General features: G+C 63.6%; 22 protein-coding genes. 4 read left to right on the top strand and 18 right to left on the bottom strand.

What is annotated here, in order from left to right:
• Position 1 precedes the first annotated feature (1 nt).
• The 3 genes from ACZ92H_RS07670 to ACZ92H_RS07660 form a co-directional block, all read right to left on the bottom strand.
• Positions 2–1,033, bottom strand: coding sequence for an arginine N-succinyltransferase (locus tag ACZ92H_RS07670; RefSeq protein WP_465048883.1), 1,032 nt, complete (start codon positions 1,031–1,033; stop codon positions 2–4).
• A gap of 106 nt (positions 1,034–1,139) precedes the next feature.
• Entirely contained in the window at positions 1,140–2,381 is a 1,242-nt protein-coding gene (astC, locus tag ACZ92H_RS07665) for an acetylornithine/succinylornithine family transaminase (protein ID WP_131373276.1), read from the bottom strand.
• A gap of 289 nt (positions 2,382–2,670) precedes the next feature.
• Entirely contained in the window at positions 2,671–3,615 is a 945-nt protein-coding gene (locus tag ACZ92H_RS07660) for a GlxA family transcriptional regulator (protein ID WP_131373275.1), read from the bottom strand.
• A gap of 134 nt (positions 3,616–3,749) precedes the next feature.
• On the opposite strand from ACZ92H_RS07660, the gene ACZ92H_RS07655 reads away from it, so the two are divergent.
• Together ACZ92H_RS07655 and ACZ92H_RS07650 are read left to right on the top strand one after the other, a co-directional pair.
• Positions 3,750–4,235: a MarR family winged helix-turn-helix transcriptional regulator gene (locus ACZ92H_RS07655; protein ID WP_465048882.1), complete on the top strand. Its 486-nt coding sequence runs from the start codon at positions 3,750–3,752 to the stop codon at positions 4,233–4,235.
• A complete protein-coding gene (locus tag ACZ92H_RS07650) occupies positions 4,232–4,516 on the top strand; it encodes a hypothetical protein (RefSeq protein ID WP_034778933.1) in 285 nt (94 codons plus the stop codon). The genes ACZ92H_RS07655 and ACZ92H_RS07650 overlap by 4 nt, the downstream gene beginning before the upstream one ends.
• On the opposite strand, the gene ACZ92H_RS07645 is transcribed toward ACZ92H_RS07650, so the two are convergent.
• Positions 4,500–4,688 carry a hypothetical protein gene (locus ACZ92H_RS07645; RefSeq protein WP_465048881.1) on the bottom strand — a complete coding sequence of 63 codons (189 nt, stop codon included), beginning with the start codon at positions 4,686–4,688 and terminating at the stop codon, positions 4,500–4,502. The genes ACZ92H_RS07650 and ACZ92H_RS07645 overlap by 17 nt on opposite strands.
• A 106-nt stretch (positions 4,689–4,794) precedes the next feature.
• On the opposite strand from ACZ92H_RS07645, the gene ACZ92H_RS07640 reads away from it, so the two are divergent.
• Positions 4,795–5,643: an HDOD domain-containing protein gene (locus ACZ92H_RS07640; RefSeq protein WP_131373273.1), complete on the top strand. Its 849-nt coding sequence runs from the start codon at positions 4,795–4,797 to the stop codon at positions 5,641–5,643.
• Here ACZ92H_RS07640 and ACZ92H_RS07635 read toward each other — a convergent pair.
• The 9 genes from ACZ92H_RS07635 to queA form a co-directional block, all read right to left on the bottom strand.
• The gene (locus ACZ92H_RS07635) at positions 5,640–5,765 is read right to left on the bottom strand and encodes a hypothetical protein (protein ID WP_465048880.1); all 126 of its coding nucleotides are present in this window, start codon (positions 5,763–5,765) and stop codon (positions 5,640–5,642) included. The genes ACZ92H_RS07640 and ACZ92H_RS07635 overlap by 4 nt on opposite strands.
• 239 nt (positions 5,766–6,004) lie before the next feature.
• Positions 6,005–6,631, bottom strand: a complete 627-nt coding sequence (locus ACZ92H_RS07630; protein ID WP_465048879.1) for a glutathione S-transferase family protein — start codon at positions 6,629–6,631, stop codon at positions 6,005–6,007.
• Positions 6,632–6,719: 88 nt separating this feature from the next.
• Complete coding sequence (locus tag ACZ92H_RS07625; protein WP_131373271.1) at positions 6,720–7,421, bottom strand: helix-turn-helix transcriptional regulator; 702 nt, start codon at positions 7,419–7,421, stop codon at positions 6,720–6,722.
• Positions 7,418–8,167: a hypothetical protein gene (locus ACZ92H_RS07620; RefSeq protein ID WP_465048878.1), complete on the bottom strand. Its 750-nt coding sequence runs from the start codon at positions 8,165–8,167 to the stop codon at positions 7,418–7,420. Before ACZ92H_RS07620 ends, ACZ92H_RS07625 begins: the two co-directional genes overlap by 4 nt.
• Before the next feature lie 74 nt (positions 8,168–8,241).
• Positions 8,242–9,264 carry a protein translocase subunit SecF gene (gene secF, locus ACZ92H_RS07615; RefSeq protein ID WP_465048877.1) on the bottom strand — a complete coding sequence of 341 codons (1,023 nt, stop codon included), beginning with the start codon at positions 9,262–9,264 and terminating at the stop codon, positions 8,242–8,244.
• A 90-nt stretch (positions 9,265–9,354) separates the two neighbouring features.
• A complete protein-coding gene (secD, locus tag ACZ92H_RS07610; protein ID WP_465048876.1) occupies positions 9,355–11,220 on the bottom strand; it encodes a protein translocase subunit SecD in 1,866 nt (621 codons plus the stop codon).
• A 96-nt stretch (positions 11,221–11,316) separates the two neighbouring features.
• Entirely contained in the window at positions 11,317–11,646 is a 330-nt protein-coding gene (yajC, locus tag ACZ92H_RS07605; RefSeq protein ID WP_131373267.1) for a preprotein translocase subunit YajC, read from the bottom strand.
• A gap of 195 nt (positions 11,647–11,841) precedes the next feature.
• On the bottom strand, positions 11,842–12,981 hold the full coding sequence (gene tgt / locus ACZ92H_RS07600) for a tRNA guanosine(34) transglycosylase Tgt (RefSeq protein ID WP_131373266.1): 1,140 nt from the start codon (positions 12,979–12,981) through the stop codon (positions 11,842–11,844).
• Between the two features lie 2 nt (positions 12,982–12,983).
• Complete coding sequence (gene queA / locus ACZ92H_RS07595; RefSeq protein ID WP_465048875.1) at positions 12,984–14,051, bottom strand: tRNA preQ1(34) S-adenosylmethionine ribosyltransferase-isomerase QueA; 1,068 nt, start codon at positions 14,049–14,051, stop codon at positions 12,984–12,986.
• 199 nt (positions 14,052–14,250) lie between these two features.
• Between queA and recG the strand changes: the two genes are divergently transcribed.
• Entirely contained in the window at positions 14,251–16,353 is a 2,103-nt protein-coding gene (gene recG / locus ACZ92H_RS07590) for an ATP-dependent DNA helicase RecG (RefSeq protein WP_131373264.1), read from the top strand.
• A gap of 122 nt (positions 16,354–16,475) precedes the next feature.
• On the opposite strand, the gene ACZ92H_RS07585 is transcribed toward recG, so the two are convergent.
• The 5 genes from ACZ92H_RS07585 to ACZ92H_RS07565 form a co-directional block, all read right to left on the bottom strand.
• Entirely contained in the window at positions 16,476–16,967 is a 492-nt protein-coding gene (locus ACZ92H_RS07585) for an REP-associated tyrosine transposase (protein WP_465048874.1), read from the bottom strand.
• Positions 16,968–17,182: 215 nt separating this feature from the next.
• Entirely contained in the window at positions 17,183–17,308 is a 126-nt protein-coding gene (locus ACZ92H_RS07580; protein ID WP_257217404.1) for a hypothetical protein, read from the bottom strand.
• Complete coding sequence (locus ACZ92H_RS07575) at positions 17,308–18,522, bottom strand: MFS transporter (RefSeq protein ID WP_131373263.1); 1,215 nt, start codon at positions 18,520–18,522, stop codon at positions 17,308–17,310. Before ACZ92H_RS07575 ends, ACZ92H_RS07580 begins: the two co-directional genes overlap by 1 nt.
• An 8-nt stretch (positions 18,523–18,530) precedes the next feature.
• Positions 18,531–19,532, bottom strand: coding sequence for a Gfo/Idh/MocA family protein (locus tag ACZ92H_RS07570; protein WP_465048873.1), 1,002 nt, complete (start codon positions 19,530–19,532; stop codon positions 18,531–18,533).
• A gap of 34 nt (positions 19,533–19,566) precedes the next feature.
• Positions 19,567–20,379 carry a DUF3025 domain-containing protein gene (locus tag ACZ92H_RS07565; RefSeq protein WP_131373261.1) on the bottom strand — a complete coding sequence of 271 codons (813 nt, stop codon included), beginning with the start codon at positions 20,377–20,379 and terminating at the stop codon, positions 19,567–19,569.
• Positions 20,380–20,381 lie beyond the last annotated feature (2 nt).

The raw sequence follows: 20,381 nt of genomic DNA, 5'->3' as shown, positions 1-20,381 counted from the left end.
CTTAGATACGCACGCAAATGACGCTGTCGCCTTCGGCCACGGCCAGCGCCTCGAGCAGGTCGGCCGGCAAGCCGACGCTGTCCTGCGCCTCGAGCGCATCGCAGGCGAAGGTCACGGCGCGGAAATTGCGCTCGGCGCCGGAAGCGATCGCATAATTGACTTTCAGGCCAGTGCGGCTGGGCGTGACGCCGGCCGCCACGCGGCGCGTGAGCGAGCCCGTAAACGAGCGCAGCGAATTCTTGTGCGCCTGCAGGATCGGGCCGCCATCGAAGATGTCGATGTAGTCGTCGGCTTCGAAGCCTTCTTCCGTCAGCAGGTTGAAGGCCAGTTCGCCGCTCGGGTGGATCTGGCCCATGGCCGCCTGCGCGTCGCCGGGCAAGAGCGGCACGTACACGGGGTAGTGCGGCATCAGCTCGACGATCAGGGTGCGGTTGCGCGCGCCGCCGATGACTTTCTCGGCATCGAGGAAATCCATCTGGAAGAACTTGCGGCCCAGCGCATCCCAGAACGGCGACTGGCCGTTGGCGTCCGTGATGCCGGCCAGCGGCACGAAGAAACGGTCGCCGAAGCGGTGCGGCGCCAGCACGGCGAACAGCAGCCGCGCGCGCGACAGCAGGGCCGCTTCCAGGCCCGCCTGCTCCATGTTGCGCACATAGAAGCCGGACAGCTGCGAATACGCCGTCAGTTCGGAGCACAGGGTCAGCGCATGCACGCTGTGGCTGATGTTCAGGTCGCGCGAAACTTGCTGGATGACGTCGTTGCGAAAGGAAAAATAGGTGCCGTTCGAGCCGGCGGAGGCAAAGATGGCGGCCGTGCCAAAGATGCTCTTGTCGAGCAGGGATTCAAGCACGAAGAGATATGACTCTTCGCTGGGGATGTCGACGTGGGCGGCAAACGAGGCGATGGAGCGCTCGACGGAGGCGGCGATTTTCTCGCGCGTCCTCGGCAGGGTATGGACACCCGGCATGGTTACCGCGGCCAGCGCTTCGAGGGCTGCAATATCCGCAATTTCTACCGGACGGACAACATACATGGGTACTCCTTCAATGCTGACGTTACTTGGGCTGAAACCCGGGTAGAACCAAGCCGGCCCGCGGCAAAGCGGCGGGCCGGTGATCAAACAGGGAGCGAAGCTAGCTTCAGGCTTTCAGCAAGCCATCGACGGCCACGCGCAGCAAGCGGCCCGCTTCGGCGATCTGCTCGTCCGAGACGATCAGGGCCGGCGCCAGGCGCACCACGTCCATGCCGGCGATCAGCACCATCAGGCCTTGTGCTTCGGCGGCCTTCTGGATGTCTTTCGCGCGGCCCTTGTAGGCGTCGCTGACGACCAGGCCCAGCAGCAAACCGCTGCCGCGCACGGCGGAGAACACTTGCGGGTAATCCGAAATCAGGCCTTGCAGCATGGCGATGGTGTTGACGCTGGCTTCCTTCACGCGCGCCAGGAAGGCCGGCGTGTTGATCGTCTCCAGCACGGTCAGGGCCACGGTGGCGGCCAGCGGGTTGCCGCCGTAGGTGGTGCCGTGCGTGCCGACGGCCAGCGTCTGCGCCAGCGCGTCGGTGGTCAGCATGGCGCCGATCGGGTAGCCATTGCCCAGGGCCTTGGCGGCCGTCAGGATGTCCGGCGTGACGCCATAGCCCATGTACGCGAACAACGCGCCAGTGCGGCCCATGCCGCACTGGACTTCGTCGAAAATCAACAGGGCGCCCGTCTTGTCGCACAGTGCGCGCAGTTCCTTGAGGAATTCCGGATTGCCTGGCACGACGCCGCCTTCGCCTTGTACCGGCTCGACGATCACGGCGCACACGTCATCGCCGATGGCGGCGCGCGCCGCTTCGATGTCGTTGTAGGCGATGTGGTCGATCGATGGCGGCAGAGGCTCGAAGCCTTCCGTGTACTTGGCCTGGCCGCCGACGGAGACCGTAAACAGGGTGCGGCCGTGGAAGGAGCTGAAGCACGAGATGATGCGCGACTTGTGCGCGCCAAACTTGGTGTGCGCGTACTTGCGCGCCAGTTTCAGGGCCGCTTCATTGGCTTCCGCGCCCGAGTTGCAGAAGAAGGCGCGGTCGGCGAAGGTCGCTTCCGTCAGGGCCAGGGCCAGGCGCAGCACCGGCTCGTTGGTGTAGCCGTTGCCCAAATGCCACAGGCTGTTGATTTGCTTGGTCAGCACGTCGACCAGGGCAGGATGGCAGTGGCCCAGGCTGTTGACGGCGATGCCGGAGGTGAAATCGAGGTAATGCTTGCCGGACTGGTCCCACAGATCCAGGCCGGCACCGCGCACGGGTACCATGGCAGCGGGAGCGTAGGTAGGAACCAGGACCTGGTCAAAGGTTTCCCGGCTGACTGGACGAGCGGTTACGGTCGAATCAAGCTTGGCATTCATAGCATTTCCCCATCAATATGTTAGGTACTCCGCAGCTACGACAGCTACGTGTGTACAGCATTATAAAAAGCGGGATGCTAAAACTCTTTTGAATCTGCGACAAGGATTTTCACAATTCATCACGGCCATGCTTATCGCACGATAGTGCGAAATATAGAACGCCTGGCGGAATCGTAGCGAGCGGCAGTGAGTTGTGGCTGAGAAGGCGCAGCTGTGCGCAGCACGGGGCTGCCGAGGCAGTGAGCATCGGCGGCCGCAAGGCGCGGCGCGCAGTCGACTTCACCAGACGTTAAACCGTCGGCATCAACTTGCGCTGCCGCTCTTCGCGCGGGGTATTGCCGAACAGGGTGCCAAAGGCCGTGGAAAAGTGCGAACCGGAAGAAAAACCGCACATCAGGCCCACTTGCACGATGGAATAATGTGTATCCAGCAATAGTTGCCGGGAGCGTTGCAGGCGCAGCTCCAGGTAGTAGCGCGATGGCAGGCTGCCCAGGTATTGCTTGAACAGCCGCTCCAGCTGGCGCCGCGACAGGCCCACCAGGCTGGCGATATCATCGGTCGACAGTGGTTCCTCGATATTGGCTTCCATCAAGGTCACCGCTTCGGACAGCTTCGGCTGCAAGACGCCGAAACGCGCCTGCAGGGCCACCCGCTGGCGCTCTTCCTTGCCGCGCACCTTGTCCACGCACAGCGCTTCCTTGACGAGCGCCTGCACGTCGGCACCGAACACGGTTTCGATCAGCGTCAGCGAAAAATCGATGCTGGCCGCGCCGCCGCAGCAGGTGATGTGCGGGCCGTCGATGTCGAACAGGTGCGGCGTCAGGATGGCGCGCTCGGCCTTCGCTTCCGCGTCCGCGTACAGGGCCCAGGGCAAGGCGATGCGCACGCCATCCATCACCCCGGCGTCGGCCAGCCACAGCACGGCCGCGCCCACGCCGCCCCAGAACGGCGCCGAACGGCAGCGCTCGATCACCGCGCGGCACAGCTCGGCACGCAGCGGCGCTTGCGTTTCATCGGCCACCAGCAGCGCGATGTGCCAGTTGCCGCCCTGCTGCGCCACTTGCTCGGGTGTGCGCACCTCCAGCTGGAATGCCTCCGGCCCCAGTGCCCGCGCGCACAGGCGCAGCGGCTGCACCAGGCCGGCCCAGGTGATCGACTCGGCATCGCCGGCGTGCACCAGCAGCAGGCGCAAGGGTTTGTCGAGGCCGATACGGGAAAGATTAGCAAAAGACATCGGCGGGGCAGGATGGGGGCAAGGGCTGAGTTGCACACATGATACCGGACTTCCGCCCCATCCAGCCCCTGCCGCCCCAACACGCCAGGACGCGGCAAAAAAAAAAGCGGGGCGGAAGGATATAATCACACCCCATGGGTGAACGATATTTAAAAAGTATCCGGCTGCTGGCCGAATGCATGCAGGACTTCGAGCGGTTTTCTAGCGACTTCGTGCGCCAGTACGGCTTGACGCATGCGCAATTCGACATCATTGCCACGCTCGGCAACACCTCTGGCATGTCCTACAAGGAACTGGGCCAGAAAACCCTGATCACCAAGGGCACGTTGACGGGCGTGGTGGACCGCCTGGAACAGAAGGCACTGGTGATACGGGAACGTTGTCCACGCGACAAACGTTCCTACTATGTACGCTTGAGTACACAGGGGGAACAGGTGTTCCATGACGTGTTCCCCAAGCTGACCAGGCAGGGCCGGCAACTGTTTGCCAACTACACGGAGGACGATTTCAATCGCCTGGAAACGACCCTCGCGGGCCTGAAACAAGCCATTGCCAACGGTCCAGCCGCACATTCGCCACGCACGGACTCACATTCAAACAAGACAAAGGAAACAAGTTGAAAACCTCATTGCTCGAAGGCAAAAAGCCAGCGCATTTCGATAAACATATCATCGGCAACCTGTTGCTCAACGCCAGCACGCCGGAACTGGTGCGCCAGGAAAAGCTGATCATCGGCGTGCGCAACGAAGACGGTGAAATCTACCGCCTGATCGGTGCGACCAAGCACAACAGCTTCATGAATGCCGTGGAAGAATTGTTCGACCTGGGCCTGACGGATGAACTGGAAGACAGCGACGAGCTGGTCGAAGGCTGTGACGCCATCTTCAGCGAATCGCTGTAGGAACGCGTAACAAAACCTGCTGCGCGGCGGGCTTGGCGGCCGGCGACGCCCGCCGTACTTGAATACGGTTGCGCTTCTCGGCCACACATCCCATCCGCTCGCAATGCTCCTGCTCAAGGGCTTGACGATCGCTGTCGTTAAAAAAAAAGGCATGCCACTGATCCAGCGGCATGCCTTTTCCCGTTTACGGGGCAGTTGCTTGCCTTTTGCTCGGCTGTTTGCGAAAAGATCACGCTTAAAAAGTTCCGCAAGGAAATATTGCGAGTATAATTTTTTCAATGAACAGACTCGACGCCTTTAAAAGTATCGCTGCACTTGCCGGTCGTGGCGAGCTGACTTTCCCTGCCAATGTGGATGCTTCGCTCAAGCTGCAGCAGGCGCTGGCCGATCCCGATTGCCATATCGAGGCGGCCGCCAAGCTGGTGCAGGCTGACCCGCTGCTGGCGGCGCGCACGGTGGCCATCGCCAATTCGGTGGCCTTCAACCGTTCCGGCAATGAAATCACCAGCGTGCGCAATGCCGTGCAGCGCCTCGGCGTGCGTACGCTGCAATCGGTGGTGGCGTCGCTGATCGTGCGCCAGCTGGGCAGCACGATCACCGATCCCGTGGTGCAAGCCAAGGCCAACCAGCTGTGGGAGCATACGGCCCACGTGGCGGCGCTGGCACAGGTGATTGCACGGCGCGTGACGAAGGTCGATCCCGATACGGCCCTGTTCGCGGGCATCATGCATGAAGTGGGCGGCTTTTACATGCTGTCGCGCGCGGCGGAGTTTCCCGGCATCCTGGACGGCGAGCCGCAGGACTGGGTCGAGCATGGCGAACAGGCCATCGGCCACGGCGTGCTGACCAAGCTGAAAGTGCCGGAAGCCGTCATGCAAGCCATCGCATCCCTGTGGGAAGGCTTGCGCGCCATCCCGCCCGAATCGCTGGGCGACACCCTGCTGCTGGCGAACGACCTGGCGCCCGTGGCATCGCCCCTGAATGAAAGCCCGGCCGCCATCGCCGTGCGGGCCGCCCGCGCCGCGCGCAGCATCGACTGCGTCATCGGCGAAAGCGCCACCCTGTCGAGCATCATGGAAGAGTCGGACGATGAAGTGCAGTCGCTGCTCAAGGTGCTGGTGCACTAGCCTGCCGGCGTCTTGCCCGCCGGCGGCGGTGGCGCCGGCTTGCGCGTCTCGACGATCAGCACATGCTTGTCCACCAGCCTTGCTGGCCTGCCCTTGCTGGACGACTTGCATGGCAACGGCACGGGTGCTCAACAGCGGTTTCGGATGGCGTGGCATGAACATGGCGTACCTGCATGGGAATGGTGTGCCATCCACTTGCATGGCACTTGTCAGCTTTTCAAGCACCTATTGAAACGCGGGACAAAAAAAACCCGCTCGAAAGCGGGTAAAGTCCAAAGCTAGGGATGTCCTGAAAGAGACAGCCCTATCTTATGCGTGCGGCGCCACCGGCTCCGTGCGCTGGCTCACTTAGCGGCCACATTTATCCGCCGATCAACTCCACGTCCGTTTCCTGCCAGGCGCGCAACTGCCGCACGCGGGCGAACCAGGCCTGGATATGCGCATACTGCGCCAGCGGCAGGCGCACCGCCTCGCTGTACATCAGCGGCGCGGCCACGGCGAAATCGGCCAGGGTCAAGGCATCGCCGCAGAGCCAGTCGCGCCGCGCCAGGTGCGCATCGAGCACCACGGCGCAGGCATGCAGTTCGTGCTCGCCGCGCGCCTCTTCCAGCGGGTCGGCCGCGCCATTGCCCGTCATGCCCTTCCATGCCCGTTCCCAGGCCAGCACGGCAATGGCGGGAGAGAAATGCTGCGCGGCCCAGAACAGCCAGCGGTTGACGTCGGCGCGGGCCTGCAGCGCCGCCGGATAGAGGGTCTGGCCCGGCACCTGTTCGGCCAGGTATTGCATGATGGCGCACGATTCCCACAGCAGGAAACCGCCATCGGCCAGCACGGGCAGCTTGGCATTCGGATTCAGTTCGCCCAGGCGGCGGCGGTCATCGGCATTCATCAGGTCGACTTCGGCCAGTTCCAGGGGCAAGCCGAGGTGGATCGCCGTCATCAGGGCGCGGCGGGCATTCGAGGACATGGGGTGGTGGTACAGGCGCATGGTGGATGGCTCCGGTGAGTGAAGAAGCCACCATCGTAGAACCAGTCACTGACAGTTTTTGTCAGGAGCCTGTCAGCGTGCGGGCCGCCTACCCTTCCGGATCGATATCGTACATCGCGCGCCACGCTTCCAGCAGCACGTGGCGGCGCGTGGCATAGCGTTCCGCATGCGGCTGCACGCTGGCGATGCGGTCGATGCGGAAATGGCGGTAGTCGCCGCGCAGCTCGCACCAGGCGGCCAGCAGGCGCTTGCCCTCGAAAAAGGCCAGCGCAAAGGGCCAGACCGTGCGCGAGGTGGCGCTGCCGTGTTCGTCCTGGTAGCCCAGCGTCAGCTTCTGTTCGTAGCGGATCGCCTCGCGCACCGGCTGCACGTGGCGGTCGGCCGGCTGCGTGCCATCGGCGGGGCGGCCCAGCGGCACCCACAGGCTGGTCTCGGCCATGCTGTCGCGCAAATCGCGCGGCGAAGCGGCGGCGATCTTTGCCAGCGCCGCTTCGGCCGCCCGCGCCAGGCCCGCGTCGCCCTGGCGGCGCACCCAGCGCGCGCCCAGCACCAGCGCTTCCAGCTCGTCGGGACCGAACATCAACGGCGGTAAAAAGCTGCCACGGCGCAGCACATAGCCGACGCCGGCCTCGCCCTGCAGGGGCGCGCCCAGCTCGGCCAGGGTCTGGATATCGCGGTAAATCGTGCGTTCGGATACATCCAGCTGCTGCGCCAGCTGGGCCGCCGTGACGGGCACCCGCTTCGCGCGCATCGCGTCCATCAGCAGGAACAGGCGGCCGCTGCGGCTCATGGGCAGTCCGGCAAGGCCTGGTCGCCCATGACGAGGGCGGACAGGGCAGGTACATAGACATAGCCGGCTGGCTGCATGCGCGCCGTGCGCGTGCCCTCCTCCACGCCGACGATGCCATAGCAGCGCCGCAGGCGTGCCGCCGCCGGCCACCAGAAGACGGCCGCCTCCTGGTCCGGGAAGCGCTGGCGCACGGCGTCCGCCTGCGCCGCCACCTGGCGGAAGTCGCGGTAAAAGACGGGGGCGATGCCCATGTCGGCAGCAAACGCCGCTTCCAGCGCCGCCACGCCCGCCAGCTGCGCCGCCAGCACCGCCGTTGCCGCGTCGAGATCCTCGGCCGCCACGCCCGCCTCGGCCAGGGTGCGCCGCATCTGTCCCGGCCCCGCCTGCGCGCGCAGGAAGGCCGAGGCCTGCAAGGCCAGCACGGCGTCGGCGGGAACCTGCTTGCGGCGCGCAGCCGGGAAGACGTACAGGGCGCAACTGCCCGCGCACACGGTATCGATGGACACATCCCATTGCTGCTGGCGCAGGTAGCGCCCCAGCTGCATGGCCGCCTGCGCATCGCCGCCTTCGCTATTCACGCGCAGCACGGTGGTCGCCGGCGTGGCCAGCTGGCGCAGCTTGTCCACGTCGCCGTCGGCGAGGGTGCCGCGCAGGGCGACGGTATCGCTGGCCGCAATGCGCAATTCCGCGGCACCGGCCAGCGCGCTCACGCCCGCCAGGATGCCCATTACAATCAAACGCTTCATCGTCATCCGTCACAAAAAAAAAACGACCACCGCGCGGGTGATCGTTCTTCCATTCGTCATGCAACTGGCCGCGCTTACACCACGGCGCCGTCGGTTTCGTCCTTTTCCTTGACCGGCTTGATCAAGTCTTCGCGCTTGACGCCCAGCCACATGGCGATCGATGCCGCCACGAACACGGACGAGTAAATACCGAAGCAGATACCGATGGTCAGCGCCAGCGCGAAGTGGTGCAGGGTCTGGCCGCCGAAGATCAGCATCGACAGCACCATCATCTGGGTCGAACCGTGGGTGATGATGGTACGCGAAATGGTGCTGGTGATCGCACTGTCGATCACTTCATGCACGCTCGCCTTGCGCTGCTTGCGGAAGTTTTCGCGGATACGGTCAAAGATCACCACCGATTCGTTGACGGAATAACCCAGTACCGCCAGGATCGCCGCCAGCACCGTCAGCGAGAATTCCCACTGGAAGAAGGCGAAGAAGCCCAGGATGATGACCACGTCATGCAAGTTGGCGATAATCGCCGAGACGGCGTATTTCCACTCGAAGCGGATGGCCAGGTACACCATCACGCCCAGGATCACCATCACCAGCGCGTTCAAGCCGTTCTGCGCCAGTTCCTCGCCCACTTGCGGGCCGACGAATTCGACTTTCTGCAGCACCAGCGCTTCATTGCCGGCGGCGTCCATGCAGGCGCTCTTGATGACGTGCTCGCCCTTGTCGGTGACGGTATCGATGCCCTTGGTCGTGCCCTGCTCGACCTTGCACAGCGCTTCAAACACGCGCTGCGAAGTGTTCGCGGCAGTCACGCCTTTTTCCACCGGCAGGCGGATCATGACGTCGCGCGCCGTGTCGAAGCTGGTCACGCCCGGCTCTTCATAGCCCATCTTGATCAGGGTGCCGCGTATGCCTTCAAGGTTGGCCGCTTTCGGATACTTCACCTCCATCACGGTGCCGCCCTTGAATTCCACGGACAGGTGCAAGCCCTTGTGCACCAGGAAGAAGACGGCGGCAATGAAGGTCACGGCCGAGATGACGTTGAAAATCAACGCATGGCGCATGAAGGGAATATCTTTTTTGATCCGGAAAAATTCCATGAAATCCTCTGAGTTCTGTTCTGTGCATCCGGCGGCTGTGCCACCGGACGCTATCGCTATTGACGCTATGGGGTAGGGCTGGACCGTCGCTTATTTGCTCGTGCCCGGTACCCAGACCGTGCCGATCGACAACGTCGTCAGCTTTTTCTTGCGGCCATACCAGAGGTTGACCACGCCGCGCGAAACGAAGACGGAGGAGAACATCGAGGTCAGGATGCCCAGGCAATGCACGACGGCAAAGCCGCGCACGGGACCGCTGCCGAAGGCCAGCAGCGCCAGGCCGACGATCAGGGTCGTCACGTTCGAGTCGAGAATCGTCGCCCATGCGCGGTCGAAGCCGGCGGCGATGGCCGCTTGCGGCGTATTGCCGGCGCGCAGCTCTTCACGGATACGTTCGTTAATCAGCACGTTGGCGTCAATCGCCATGCCCAGCGCCAGCGCGATCGCGGCGATACCGGGCAAGGTCAGGGTTACCTGGATCATCGACAGCAAGCCGATCAGCAGCAACAGGTTGGAGGCCAGGGCCAGCACGCTGAAGGCGCCGAACAGCATGTAGTAGGCGATCATGAAGATGGCGATGGCGATGAAGCCATACAGGGTCGAATGGAAGCCCTTGGCGATGTTTTCCGCGCCCAGCTGCGGTCCGATCGTGCGTTCTTCGATGACGGTCATCGGTGCCGACAGGGCGCCCGAGCGCAGCAGCAGCGCCAGTTCATTGGCGTTTTCCGCGCCGCCCATGCCCGTGATCTGGAAGCGCGAGCCCAGTTCCTGCTGGATGGTGGCGACCGACAGCACTTCCGGCTTGCCTTTTTCAAACAGCACGATGGCCATGCGCTTGCCGACGCGTTCGCGCGTCGCTTCGCGCATCTTGCGCCCGCCGTCGCCGTTCAGGTCGATCGACACGGCCGCTTGCTGGTTCTGGTCGAAGCTGGCCGTGGCGCTGGAAATATAGTCGCCCGTCAGGATCACGTCTTTCGACAGCACGACAGGCACGCCCTTGCCAACGGTGAACAATTCCGAATTGAACGGAATGGCGCTCGACAGTTCCGTGCCAGGCACGATGGTCTCGTCGACCAGGCGCACTTCCAGGGTGGCCGTGCGGCCGATGATGGCTTTCGCGCGGGCCACGTCCTGCACGCCAGGCAGTTGCACCACGATGCGGTCAGGACCTTGCTGCTGGATCAGCGGCTCGGCCACGCCCAGCTCGTTGACGCGCTTGGACAGGGTGGAGATATTCTGTTTCACGCCTTCATCGATGGTGGCTTTCAGGGCCGCCGGTTTCAGCGTGATGTTGAGTTTCAAATCGCTGCCTTCGCCCGCATCGGCGAACGCCAGCTCCGTCATCTGGTCGGACAGGACATTTTTTGCCTTCAGGCGCGTTTCCGCGTCACGGAAGTTGATCTGCACGCTGTCGCCCACGCGGTCGATGCCGGCGTGGCGGATATTCTTGTCGCGCAGCACGCTACGCGCGGCGGACTGGACGCCCTGGATTTTCTTGTTCAGTACGGCTTTGGCATCGACCTGCATCAGGAAGTGCACGCCACCGCGCAAGTCCAGGCCCAGGAACATGGGCAAGGCATGCAGTTTCTGCATCCACATCGGCGTATTCGCCTGCAGGTTGACCGTCACGATGTAGGCGGGGTCGCTGGCATCCGTATTCAGGTCCTTTTCCAGCACCAGTTTCGCCTTGAACTGGGTATCGGGATCGGCGAAACGCACGCGCACGGAGGCGAGATTGCCGGCGCCGTCCATGGTGACACCTTCCGACTTGACGTTCTCTTTCGTCAATATTTGATCGACTTGCGTCATCAGCTCGCTCGTCACTTTGACGGTCGACTTGCCGCTGGTTACTTGCAGCGCCGGTGATTCACCGAAATAATTGGGCGCCGTATAGAGTGCGCCCAGCAATAAGGCGACGACGATGATGATGTATTTCCAGGCAGGATAGCGATTCATATTGATTCAGCGTTCAGTGTTGAGCGTCGGAGGCGTCGCGAGGGGCGGCCGATTACCGCCCCGGTCAGTCGCCACATGCGTGGCGACGGCGAGGAATTACAGCGCCTTCAGGGTGCCTTTAGGCAGCAGGGTGGTGATGGAGCTCTTTTGCACCGTGATTTCGGTGCCGCTGGCCACTTCGATGGTGACGTAAGCGTCCACTACCTTGACAACACGGCCCAGCATGCCGCCGGCGGTGACGACTTCGTCACCCTTGGCCAGCGCGTCCATCATCGCCCGTTGTTCTTTGGCGCGTTTTTGCTGTGGGCGGATCATCAGGAAATACATGACCACAAACATCAATACCAGCGGCAGGAAGCTGGTCAGGTTGCCGCCGAGGCCGAGGGCATCGGTCGATTGCGCGTAAGCGTTGGAAATGAAAAACACGGTGACTCCAGTTCTAATCAGTTTGAAAAAACAGCGCTGTATTCTAGCATTGGCAAAAGGCCATCCCCCGAATTGCAGGCATGGCAGCTCCACATGGGGCTAAAAAAGCATTATGCAATGCTTTATCGCCCCGTCCAAGCACCAATCTCGAAAACATCGGCGCAAGGGCGCGCGGCCCCTGCACCTAAGCATTTCTTAAGTTCCCCGTGCGCGTTCCGCGTGGAATTGCAGGGTGAACGCGTGGAAGCGGTCTTCATCCAGCGCTACACGCATCTGGCGCATCAGGTCCAGGTAGTAATGCAGGTTATGGATGGTGTTCAGGCGCGCGCCGAGGATTTCCTTGGAGCGGTGCAGGTGGTGCAGGTAGGCGCGCGAGAAATTGCGGCAGGCGTAGCAGCTGCACGTCTCGTCCAGCGGCGCCTGGTCTTCCTTGTACTTGGCGTTCTTGATCTTGATGTCGCCGAAACGGGTAAACAGCCAGCCATTGCGGGCGTTACGCGTCGGCATGACGCAGTCGAACATGTCGATGCCGTTCGACACGCCCGCCACCAGGTCTTCCGGCGTGCCCACGCCCATCAGGTAATGGGGCTTGTTGGCCGGCAGGCGCGGGCCCACGTGGGCCAGCATGCGCATCATGTCTTCCTTCGGCTCGCCGACGGACAGGCCGCCGATGGCGATGCCGGGGAAGTCGATCTCTTCCAGCTTGGCCAGCGACTCGTCGCGCAGCATTTCGAACATGCCGCCCTGCACGATGCCAAACAGCGCATTCGGGTTCTCGCCGCGGTGGAACTCGTCCTTCGAGCGCTGCGCCCAGCGCAAGGACATGCGCATGGACTTGGCCGCTTCCTCGATGGTGGCGGGACGGCCGGCGATTTCGTACGGCGTGCATTCGTCGAACTGCATGACGATGTCGGAGTTCAGCACGCGCTGCACCTGCATCGATACTTCCGGCGACAGGAACAGTTTATCGCCGTTGATGGGCGAATTGAAATGCACGCCCTCTTCCGTGATCTTGCGCATGGCGCCCAGCGAAAACACCTGGAATCCGCCGGAATCGGTCAGGATCGGCTTGTTCCAGCCCATGAAACCGTGCAAGCCGCCGAATTTTTCCATGACGGTGTTACCTGGACGCAACCACAAATGAAACGTGTTGCCCAGGATGATTTGCGCGTCGATCTCGTTGAGTTCCAGCGGCGACATGGCTTTTACGGAGCCGTAAGTGCCCACTGGCATGAAGATCGGCGTCTGCACGACGCCATGGTTGAGTTTCAAGGTGCCGCGGCGTGCCTTGGTCAGGCCGCTCGTGTCGGTCTTGAGGAGGGTAAATTCCAGCATTCTTATTCTTTCACGGGAGTATCAAGGTTCAGCGGAAGGGGGAGCGAAGAACGCGACTGCGTGGTGAGCAGCATCGCATCGCCATAGCTGAAGAAACGGTAGTTCTGCGCGATCGCATGCGCGTAGGCGCTGCGGATCGGCGCATAGCCGGCAAAGGCCGACACCAGCATCAGCAGGGTCGACTTCGGCAAATGGAAGTTGGTGATCAGGCGCGTCACCGTCTTGAAGGCATAGCCGGGCGTGATGAACAGGGCCGTATCGGCGCTGCCCGCCACCAGCTGGCCGCTTTGCGACGCCGATTCCAGCGCGCGCAGGCTGGTCGTGCCGACGGCCACCACGTCGCGCCCGGCCTGCTGCGCGGCGCGCACGGCGTCCACGGTTTCCTGCGGCATGGTGTACCACTCCGTATGCATCTTGTGCTCGGACAGCACTTCCGTGCGCACGGGCTGGAAGGTGCCGGCGCCCACGTGCAGGGTCACATAGGCGAAATTGACGCCCTTGGCCTTCAGTTGGTCGAGCAGGGCCTGGTCGAAATGCAGGCCCGCCGTCGGCGCGGCGACAGCGCCCGGCACCTTGTTGAACACGGTCTGGTAGCGCGTTTCATCAAATTCGTCCGCGTCGTGCTCGATATACGGCGGCAGCGGCAAGCGGCCATGCGCCTCGATCAGCTCGAACACGTCGGCCTCGAAGTGCAGGGTAAAAAATTCGCCGGCGCGCTGGCCCACGGTCACGTCGAAGGCGTCGGCCAGGCGGATGCGGCAGCCGGGCGGCGGCGACTTCGAGGCGCGTACCTGGGCCAGCACGGTGCGCTCGTCGAGCACGCGCTCGACCAGCGCCTCGATCTTGCCGCCGCTTTCCTTGACGCCAAAGAAGCGCGCCTTCAGCACGCGCGTATCGTTCATCACCAGCAGGTCGCCCGCCTGCAGCAGCCCGACGATGTCGGCGAACTGGCGATCGACCAGGGCGTCGCCGTCCAGGTGCAACAGGCGCGAGGCACTGCGCTCGGCCAGCGGAGTTTGCGCAATGTTTTCTTGCGGCAAATTAAAATCGAAATCGGAAAGCGAATACATGCGTTTTGCTTCAAAAGTACGTCAAAAATGATTAGGAGTGCGCAATGGAACATCTGGCACTATACTGTGCGCCTATACAGGCATTACAATAATCCGCCGCAACAATTAACGACTGCGGTACGCACAGGGTGTGCCGGACAACCCTCTATTTTACGCTAGCGGCATAAAAACCTGCGCTAATGGCACCAAAACCTTGCATATGCCCGATCCAACGCCTGATCTTCCACCTGCCGCCAAGCCCGCCGCGAAGCCGAAAGCCGCCAAGAAGGTGGTCAGCACGGAAAGCCGGCTGGCCAAGCTGGGCTTGCGCACGGACATGGACCTGGTGCTGCATCTGCCGATGCGCTACGAGGATGAAACCAAGGTCTACACCATCCGCGACGCCTGCCTGCGCGGCGGCGAATCGTGGCAGGTCGAGGGCATCGTCACCAAGTGCGAAGTCAATTTCAAGCCGCGCAAGCAGCTGCTGGTGACGATCGCCGATGAAACGGGCAATCTGCTGCTGCGCTTCATGAATTTCTATGGCAGCCAGGTCAAGCAGCTGGCCGAAGGCACGCGGGTGCGCGCGCGCGCCGAACTCAAACACGGTTTTTTTGGCGCCGAGATGGTGCACCCCACGTATAAAGTGGTCAACGAGGGCGCGCCGCTGCCGACGGCGCTGACGCCCGTGTACCCGTCCGGCGAAGGCCTGTCGCAGCACGTGCTGCGGCGCGAGATCGCCGACGCCATGCGCCGCATCGACTGGCAGGACACCCTGCCGGAGCAGCTGCTGCGCGAGATGCAGCTGTCGCCGTTCCGCGCCGCCGTGCACCTGCTGCACTATCCGCCGCAGGACATCGATGAAAGCGCGCTGATGGACCGTTCGCACCCGGCCTGGGTGCGCATGAAGTTCGATGAGCTGCTGGCGCAGCAGCTGTCGCTGAAACGCGCCCAGCGCGCGCGCCGGTCGAAAGGCGCGGCCTCCCTGCCCATCGTCGGCACACTCTCCGAAGCCTTCGGCGCCGCCCTGCCCTTCAAGCTGACGGGAGCGCAGGCGCGCGTGCTCGAGGAAATCCGCGCCGACCTGCGCCAGCCGTATCCCATGCAGCGCCTGCTGCAGGGCGACGTCGGCAGCGGCAAGACGGTGGTGGCGGCGTTATCCGCCACGCAGGCCATCGACAGCGGCTACCAGGCCGCGCTGATGGCGCCCACGGAGATCCTGGCCGAGCAGCACTTCCGCAAGATCGCCGCATGGATGGAGCCGCTGGGCGTGAAGGTGGCATGGCTGACGGGCAGCCTGAAGAAAAAGGAAAAGACGGCGGCGCTGGCCCTGATCGAATCGGGCGAGGCGCAGCTGGTGATCGGCACGCATGCGCTGATCCAGGACAACGTGCTGTTTGCCAAACTGGGCCTGGTGATCGTCGACGAGCAGCACCGCTTCGGCGTGGGCCAGCGCCTGACCCTGCGCAACAAGGGCGACAGCGCGGCCGTCCCGCACCAGCTGATGATGTCGGCCACGCCGATTCCGCGCACCCTGGCCATGACCTATTACGCCGACCTGGAAGTGTCAGTGATCGACGAGCTGCCGCCCGGGCGCAGCCCCATCGTCACGCGCGCCATCGACCAGAACCGGCGCGACGAAGTCATCGCCCGCGTGTATGCGGCCGCGCTGGAAGGCCGGCAGGTGTACTGGGTCTGTCCGCTGATCGAGGAATCGGAAGCGCTGCAGCTGCAGACGGCCACCGACACCTACATGATGCTGGCCGAAGCCCTGCCCGCGCTGCAGGTGGGCCTGGTGCACGGCCGCCTGAAGCCGGCGGAAAAGCAGGAAGTGATGGACGCCTTCATCGCCGGGCAGATCCACGTGCTGGTGGCCACCACCGTCATCGAGGTGGGCGTCGACGTGCCGAATGCCTCGTTGATGGTGATCGAACATGCCGAGCGTTTCGGCTTGTCGCAGCTGCACCAGCTGCGCGGGCGCGTGGGACGCGGTTCGGCGGCCAGCGTCTGCCTGCTGCTGTACCAGGGGCCGCTGGGCGGCGTGGCCCGCCAGCGCCTGATGACCATGCGCGAAACGACGGACGGTTTTGAAATCGCCCGGCGCGACCTGGAAATCCGCGGCCCGGGCGAATTCCTTGGCGCGCGCCAGTCCGGCCAGGCCATGCTGCGCTTCGCCGACCTGGAAACGGACCAGTGGCTGGTCGACCAGGCGCGCGACGTGGCGCACGACCTGCTGCACGCCACCACGGCAGCCGCCGCCACCACCGTGGAAGCGCATCTGGCGCGCTGGCTCGGCGGCAAAGAGGAATTCCTGAAGGTGTAAATCCGGGATTGCCTGCTTGCGGGTGTTGTCGGATTACGCGCTGTGCGCTAATCCGACCTGCGCACTACGCAAACAGTAGGTCGGATTAGCGTGGCGTAATCCGACAACATTGTTGGCGCTGCTCACTCCCGCCCAACAACAGCCGCGTCCACACCATCCCCGCCCCAATCCGCGGCACACCATCCCAGCTTGACATACCGATGAAAACTGGAATACGGCCAATCGATGACCTTGCTCACAAACCCATGCTTGACGGGGTTGTAATGGATATACTCGACGTGCCTGGCAAAGTCTCGCGCATCGCGCAAGACGTGTTCCCAATACCGCTGCTGCCAGATCAGTTTCAGATCGCTTCGCTTGCTGAACCACGTCTTGATCAGTCTCCAGCGCGTCATGAAATCGGCATCGCCGTCAGGCAGGGTCCAGATGCAGTGCAGGTGATCGGGCAGGACGACGATGGCGTCGATATCGAATGGCCGCTGCTGACGCACGGCGCGGAATGCATCCCGCAGCAAATCCACGGCAGTTGCCGACGCAAAGACAGGCCGGCGGCGCGCCGTCACCACCGTAAAGAAAAAGCTGCCGCCTGGCTGGAATGCGCGTCGGTATCGCATGGGTTCAAGCTATTGTCGCATTGCGGCCTGCGGTCTGAGCCACATCGGCAATGCCTGTTTTCGGGTGTTGTCGGATTACGGCCTTTGGCCTAATCCGACCTACGCACTAATCCGACCTGCGCACTACGCAAACAGTAGGTCGGATTAGCGCGTAGCGCGTAATCCGACTTCCAGCATAATCCGACAACCCACCAGCACATTTGCGCCCGCGCAGCCTACATGCACATCCAGAAGCGGTTCGCCAGGTCGAGCATGAAGTCGGGCCGCAAATAGGCCAGGAAGACGATGGCCAGCAGCGCGGCGCCAAGCAGGCGCCACAGCCACGTGCGCCAGCTGCCCATTACGCCGCCACCGCCGCGCGCTTGACGGCGCGCTCGTCGATGGGCAGGTTGATCAGCGCAGCCAGCAGGCCCAGGCCGATGGTGATCAGCCACACGGCCTGATACGAGCCCTGGTGCTCGTACAGGTAGCCGCCCAGCCAGGCGCCAAGGAAGCTGCCCACCTGGTGCGAGAAGAACACCATCCCCGCCAGCATCGACAAATGCTTCACGCCGAAGATGCCGGCGATGATGCCGTTCGTTAGCGGCACCGTCGACAGCCACAGCACGCCCATGCCGGCGGCAAAGAGGTATACCGACCATGCCGAGAGGGGCGCCAGCAGGAACAGCGCGATGACCACGGCGCGCGCCACGTAGATGGCCGACAGCAGGTAGCGCTTGGCGATCTTGCCACCGAGCTTGCCCGCGTAGTAGGAGCCGACGATGTTGAACAGGCCGATCAGCGCCAGCGCCGTGACGGCGATGTTCGGATTCATCAGGCCCTGGTCCTTCAGGTAGGCGGGCAAATGCACGCCGATGAAGACCAGCTGGAAGCCGCAGACGAAATACCCCGCCAGCAGCAGCCAGAATGAACGGTTGCCGACAGCTTCGCTGAAGGCGGCGCCCACGCTTTGCTGCGGGCCGCCGGCATGCGTAACGGCCGGCTCGCGCAGGTAGAACGCCATCGGGATCATGGCCAGCAGCACCAGCGCGGCCAGCACATAGAAGGCGTTTTGCCAGCCCACGGCGGAAATCAGCTGCTGCTCCACGGGCATCATGAGGAACTGGCCGAAGGAGCCGGCCGCCGAGGAAATGCCGAAGGCCCAAGAGCGCTGCTCGGGCGGCGCGCTGCGGCCGATGATGCCGCTGATGGCGCCAAAGGCCGTGCAGGCCAGCGCCAGGCCGATGAAGATGCCGGAGCCGACGATGAACAGGGTCGGCTGCGTCACCAGCGCCATCCACACCAGGCCCGCCATGTAGCTGATGGCGCCGACGATGACGACGCGCATGGTGCCGAAACGGTCGGCGGCCATGCCGGCGAACGGCCCGAAGACGCCCCACATCAGGTTTTGCATGGCCAGCGCCAGCGAATACGTTTCGCGCGTCCAGCCATTGGCCTGCGAAATCGGCTGCATCCAGAAGCCCAGACCATGGCGCACGCCCATCGCCAGGGTCAGCACGACGCCGCTGGCGATGAGGACGGTTTTCAGGCTGGGGCGGGAAGCGTTCAGTGTCATGGGATTTCTCATTCCTTGTCGGCGCTGTGGTCTGCGCTGTACGCCAGGCCAATCTGGCTGCGCATGGTGTCGAGATTGTGCATGAGCGCCACGCTGTCGGCGTGCGGCATGAGGGGGCTTTCCAGCAGGCCGGCGCGGATGCAGCGCATCGCTTCGAGCGCTTCGTGCGTGTAGCCGTTACCCAGATATGGGGCGGACACGACGCGGCGCGCGCCATCCATGGGCTCGACGACCAGATGATCTGGCTTGTAGAAACGGTTGGGCAGGCGGATGCGCCCCAGGCTGCCGGAGAGCGTCATTTCCGTCGGCGTCAGCGCGCGCAGGCTGCAGGCGCAGGACGACGCGCCGCCGCCCGCGTGCAGCAGCGAGAACACCACCTGCTCGTCGACGCCGGTGGCACCCATCTCGGCCAGCGCCTGCACCTGAGATACTGGGCCGAGGAAGAAGGCCGCCATCGACAGCGGGTAGATGCCCACGTCGAGCAGCGCGCCGCCGCCAAGGTCGGGATTGAACAGACGATGCTCGGGCGGGAAGCTGGCGACAAAACCGATATCGGCCTGCACCTGCCGTGGCACGCCGATCTCGCCGCTGGCGATGATGCGCTGCGCTTCCTGCACGGCGGGCAGGAAACGGCTCCACATGGCCTCCATCAGGAACAGCTTTTTTTCACGCGCCAGGTCAACCACGGCCCGCGCCTGGCGCGCGTTCATGGTGAACGGTTTTTCGCACACGACATGCTTGCCGGCGGCCAAGCACATGAGGGCATTTTCCGCGTGCAAGGTATGCGGCGTGGCGATGTAGATGACGTCCACGCCGGCATCGTCAGCCAGCGCCTGGTAAGTGCCATGACAAGTGTCGATGCCGAATTCGGCGCCGAAGGCCTGTGCCCCGGCGCTGCTGCGCGAGGCCACGGCCACCAGTTGCGCCCCGGGCGCGTCGCGCAAGCCAGCGGCCATCGCGCGGGCGATTTTTCCAGTGCCGAGGATGCCCCAGCGGATCACTTTATCCATGCGTCGTCTCTCTCGCAGTGCCTGCGGCCTGCTGTCATTGTGATGGTGTGGGCGGCTGGCGCTTCGGGCGAAACACCGCCGCATCATTGTAGAAATCGTCGTCCTGATTCTCGCACCAGCCGGGCAAGCCCAGCACGGGCAGCGGCGTAAAGTCGGCCGTGCTCAAGCCTTGCTCCACCAGGTCTTGCGCCACGCGCGCGTCGAGCCATGCGCGCCGCGCCATATCATCGAGCGCAAAATAGGCATCGTCCGCGAAGATCACGCGCGTATGCGCCGTGATGGCCTTGCGCGGCGCTACCAGTTTTTCCATCAGCGCGTGGCCGAACAGCCAGACTTCGGCATCGCCGCCCGCGCCAAATTTGTCGCGCTGCGCGATAAACGCGCCACGCCAGTCATGTCCGCGCAGTGCCGCTTCCAGCGCGCGCCCGGCATCGCTGTCGCGCAGCACCAGCAGGGCGGAGTTCTCGTCGAAAATCGTCGCGCCATCGCGCGCCGGCCCGCGCGACTTGCCCACGCCGGACAGGGCGATCTGCGCCGCCTGCAAGGCGTTCAGCTGCCGCTTGATGCGCGGGAAGGTCAGCCACACGAGCGCGTTGAAAAAATCGTGCAGATTGTCGCGCGTGGGCACGCCGCCCGTCGCGCCGATGAACTCTTCGTAGGCCACGCCTTCGGGCAAGTCGGCTTGCGGCACGAAGGCCAGCGGCAGGCCGGATGGATTGCGCAAGTCCAGCGCCCGCGCGCGCCCGTTCAGCGCGGCGATCACCGAGTCGCGCTGCAAGTCCAGCTGCCGCCGCGCCGGCAGCACCGTGGCATACCAGGGGCGGCTCCAGTCTATCGATGGCAGCATGG

The organism is Janthinobacterium foliorum (assembly GCF_978021625.1).
The sequence above is the reverse complement of the archived record's forward strand: the minus strand, read 5'-3'. Positions and strand labels throughout refer to the sequence as shown.

What these genes read in the sequence shown, in the direction of transcription:
- ACZ92H_RS07625 (WP_131373271.1), bottom strand. Translation starts at nt 7,421, where the DNA reads ATGAGCCGCAGCGGCCGCCTGTTCCTGCTGATGGACGCGATGCGCGCG.
- ACZ92H_RS07620 (WP_465048878.1), bottom strand. Translation starts at nt 8,167, where the DNA reads ATGAAGCGTTTGATTGTAATGGGCATCCTGGCGGGCGTGAGCGCGCTG.
- ACZ92H_RS07630 (WP_465048879.1), bottom strand. Translation starts at nt 6,631, where the DNA reads ATGCGCCTGTACCACCACCCCATGTCCTCGAATGCCCGCCGCGCCCTG.
- ACZ92H_RS07585 (WP_465048874.1), bottom strand. Translation starts at nt 16,967, where the DNA reads ATGCGATACCGACGCGCATTCCAGCCAGGCGGCAGCTTTTTCTTTACG.
- ACZ92H_RS07565 (WP_131373261.1), bottom strand. Translation starts at nt 20,379, where the DNA reads ATGCTGCCATCGATAGACTGGAGCCGCCCCTGGTATGCCACGGTGCTG.
- ACZ92H_RS07645 (WP_465048881.1), bottom strand. Translation starts at nt 4,688, where the DNA reads ATGCCGCTGGATCAGTGGCATGCCTTTTTTTTTAACGACAGCGATCGT.
- ACZ92H_RS07570 (WP_465048873.1), bottom strand. Translation starts at nt 19,532, where the DNA reads ATGGATAAAGTGATCCGCTGGGGCATCCTCGGCACTGGAAAAATCGCC.
- secD (WP_465048876.1), bottom strand. Translation starts at nt 11,220, where the DNA reads ATGAATCGCTATCCTGCCTGGAAATACATCATCATCGTCGTCGCCTTA.
- ACZ92H_RS07640 (WP_131373273.1), top strand. Translation starts at nt 4,795, where the DNA reads ATGAACAGACTCGACGCCTTTAAAAGTATCGCTGCACTTGCCGGTCGT.
- secF (WP_465048877.1), bottom strand. Translation starts at nt 9,264, where the DNA reads ATGGAATTTTTCCGGATCAAAAAAGATATTCCCTTCATGCGCCATGCG.
- ACZ92H_RS07660 (WP_131373275.1), bottom strand. Translation starts at nt 3,615, where the DNA reads ATGTCTTTTGCTAATCTTTCCCGTATCGGCCTCGACAAACCCTTGCGC.
- ACZ92H_RS07670 (WP_465048883.1), bottom strand. Translation starts at nt 1,033, where the DNA reads ATGTATGTTGTCCGTCCGGTAGAAATTGCGGATATTGCAGCCCTCGAA.
- ACZ92H_RS07655 (WP_465048882.1), top strand. Translation starts at nt 3,750, where the DNA reads ATGGGTGAACGATATTTAAAAAGTATCCGGCTGCTGGCCGAATGCATG.
- ACZ92H_RS07575 (WP_131373263.1), bottom strand. Translation starts at nt 18,522, where the DNA reads ATGACACTGAACGCTTCCCGCCCCAGCCTGAAAACCGTCCTCATCGCC.
- tgt (WP_131373266.1), bottom strand. Translation starts at nt 12,981, where the DNA reads ATGCTGGAATTTACCCTCCTCAAGACCGACACGAGCGGCCTGACCAAG.
- ACZ92H_RS07580 (WP_257217404.1), bottom strand. Translation starts at nt 17,308, where the DNA reads ATGGGCAGCTGGCGCACGTGGCTGTGGCGCCTGCTTGGCGCCGCGCTG.
- queA (WP_465048875.1), bottom strand. Translation starts at nt 14,051, where the DNA reads ATGTATTCGCTTTCCGATTTCGATTTTAATTTGCCGCAAGAAAACATT.
- astC (WP_131373276.1), bottom strand. Translation starts at nt 2,381, where the DNA reads ATGAATGCCAAGCTTGATTCGACCGTAACCGCTCGTCCAGTCAGCCGG.
- recG (WP_131373264.1), top strand. Translation starts at nt 14,251, where the DNA reads ATGCCCGATCCAACGCCTGATCTTCCACCTGCCGCCAAGCCCGCCGCG.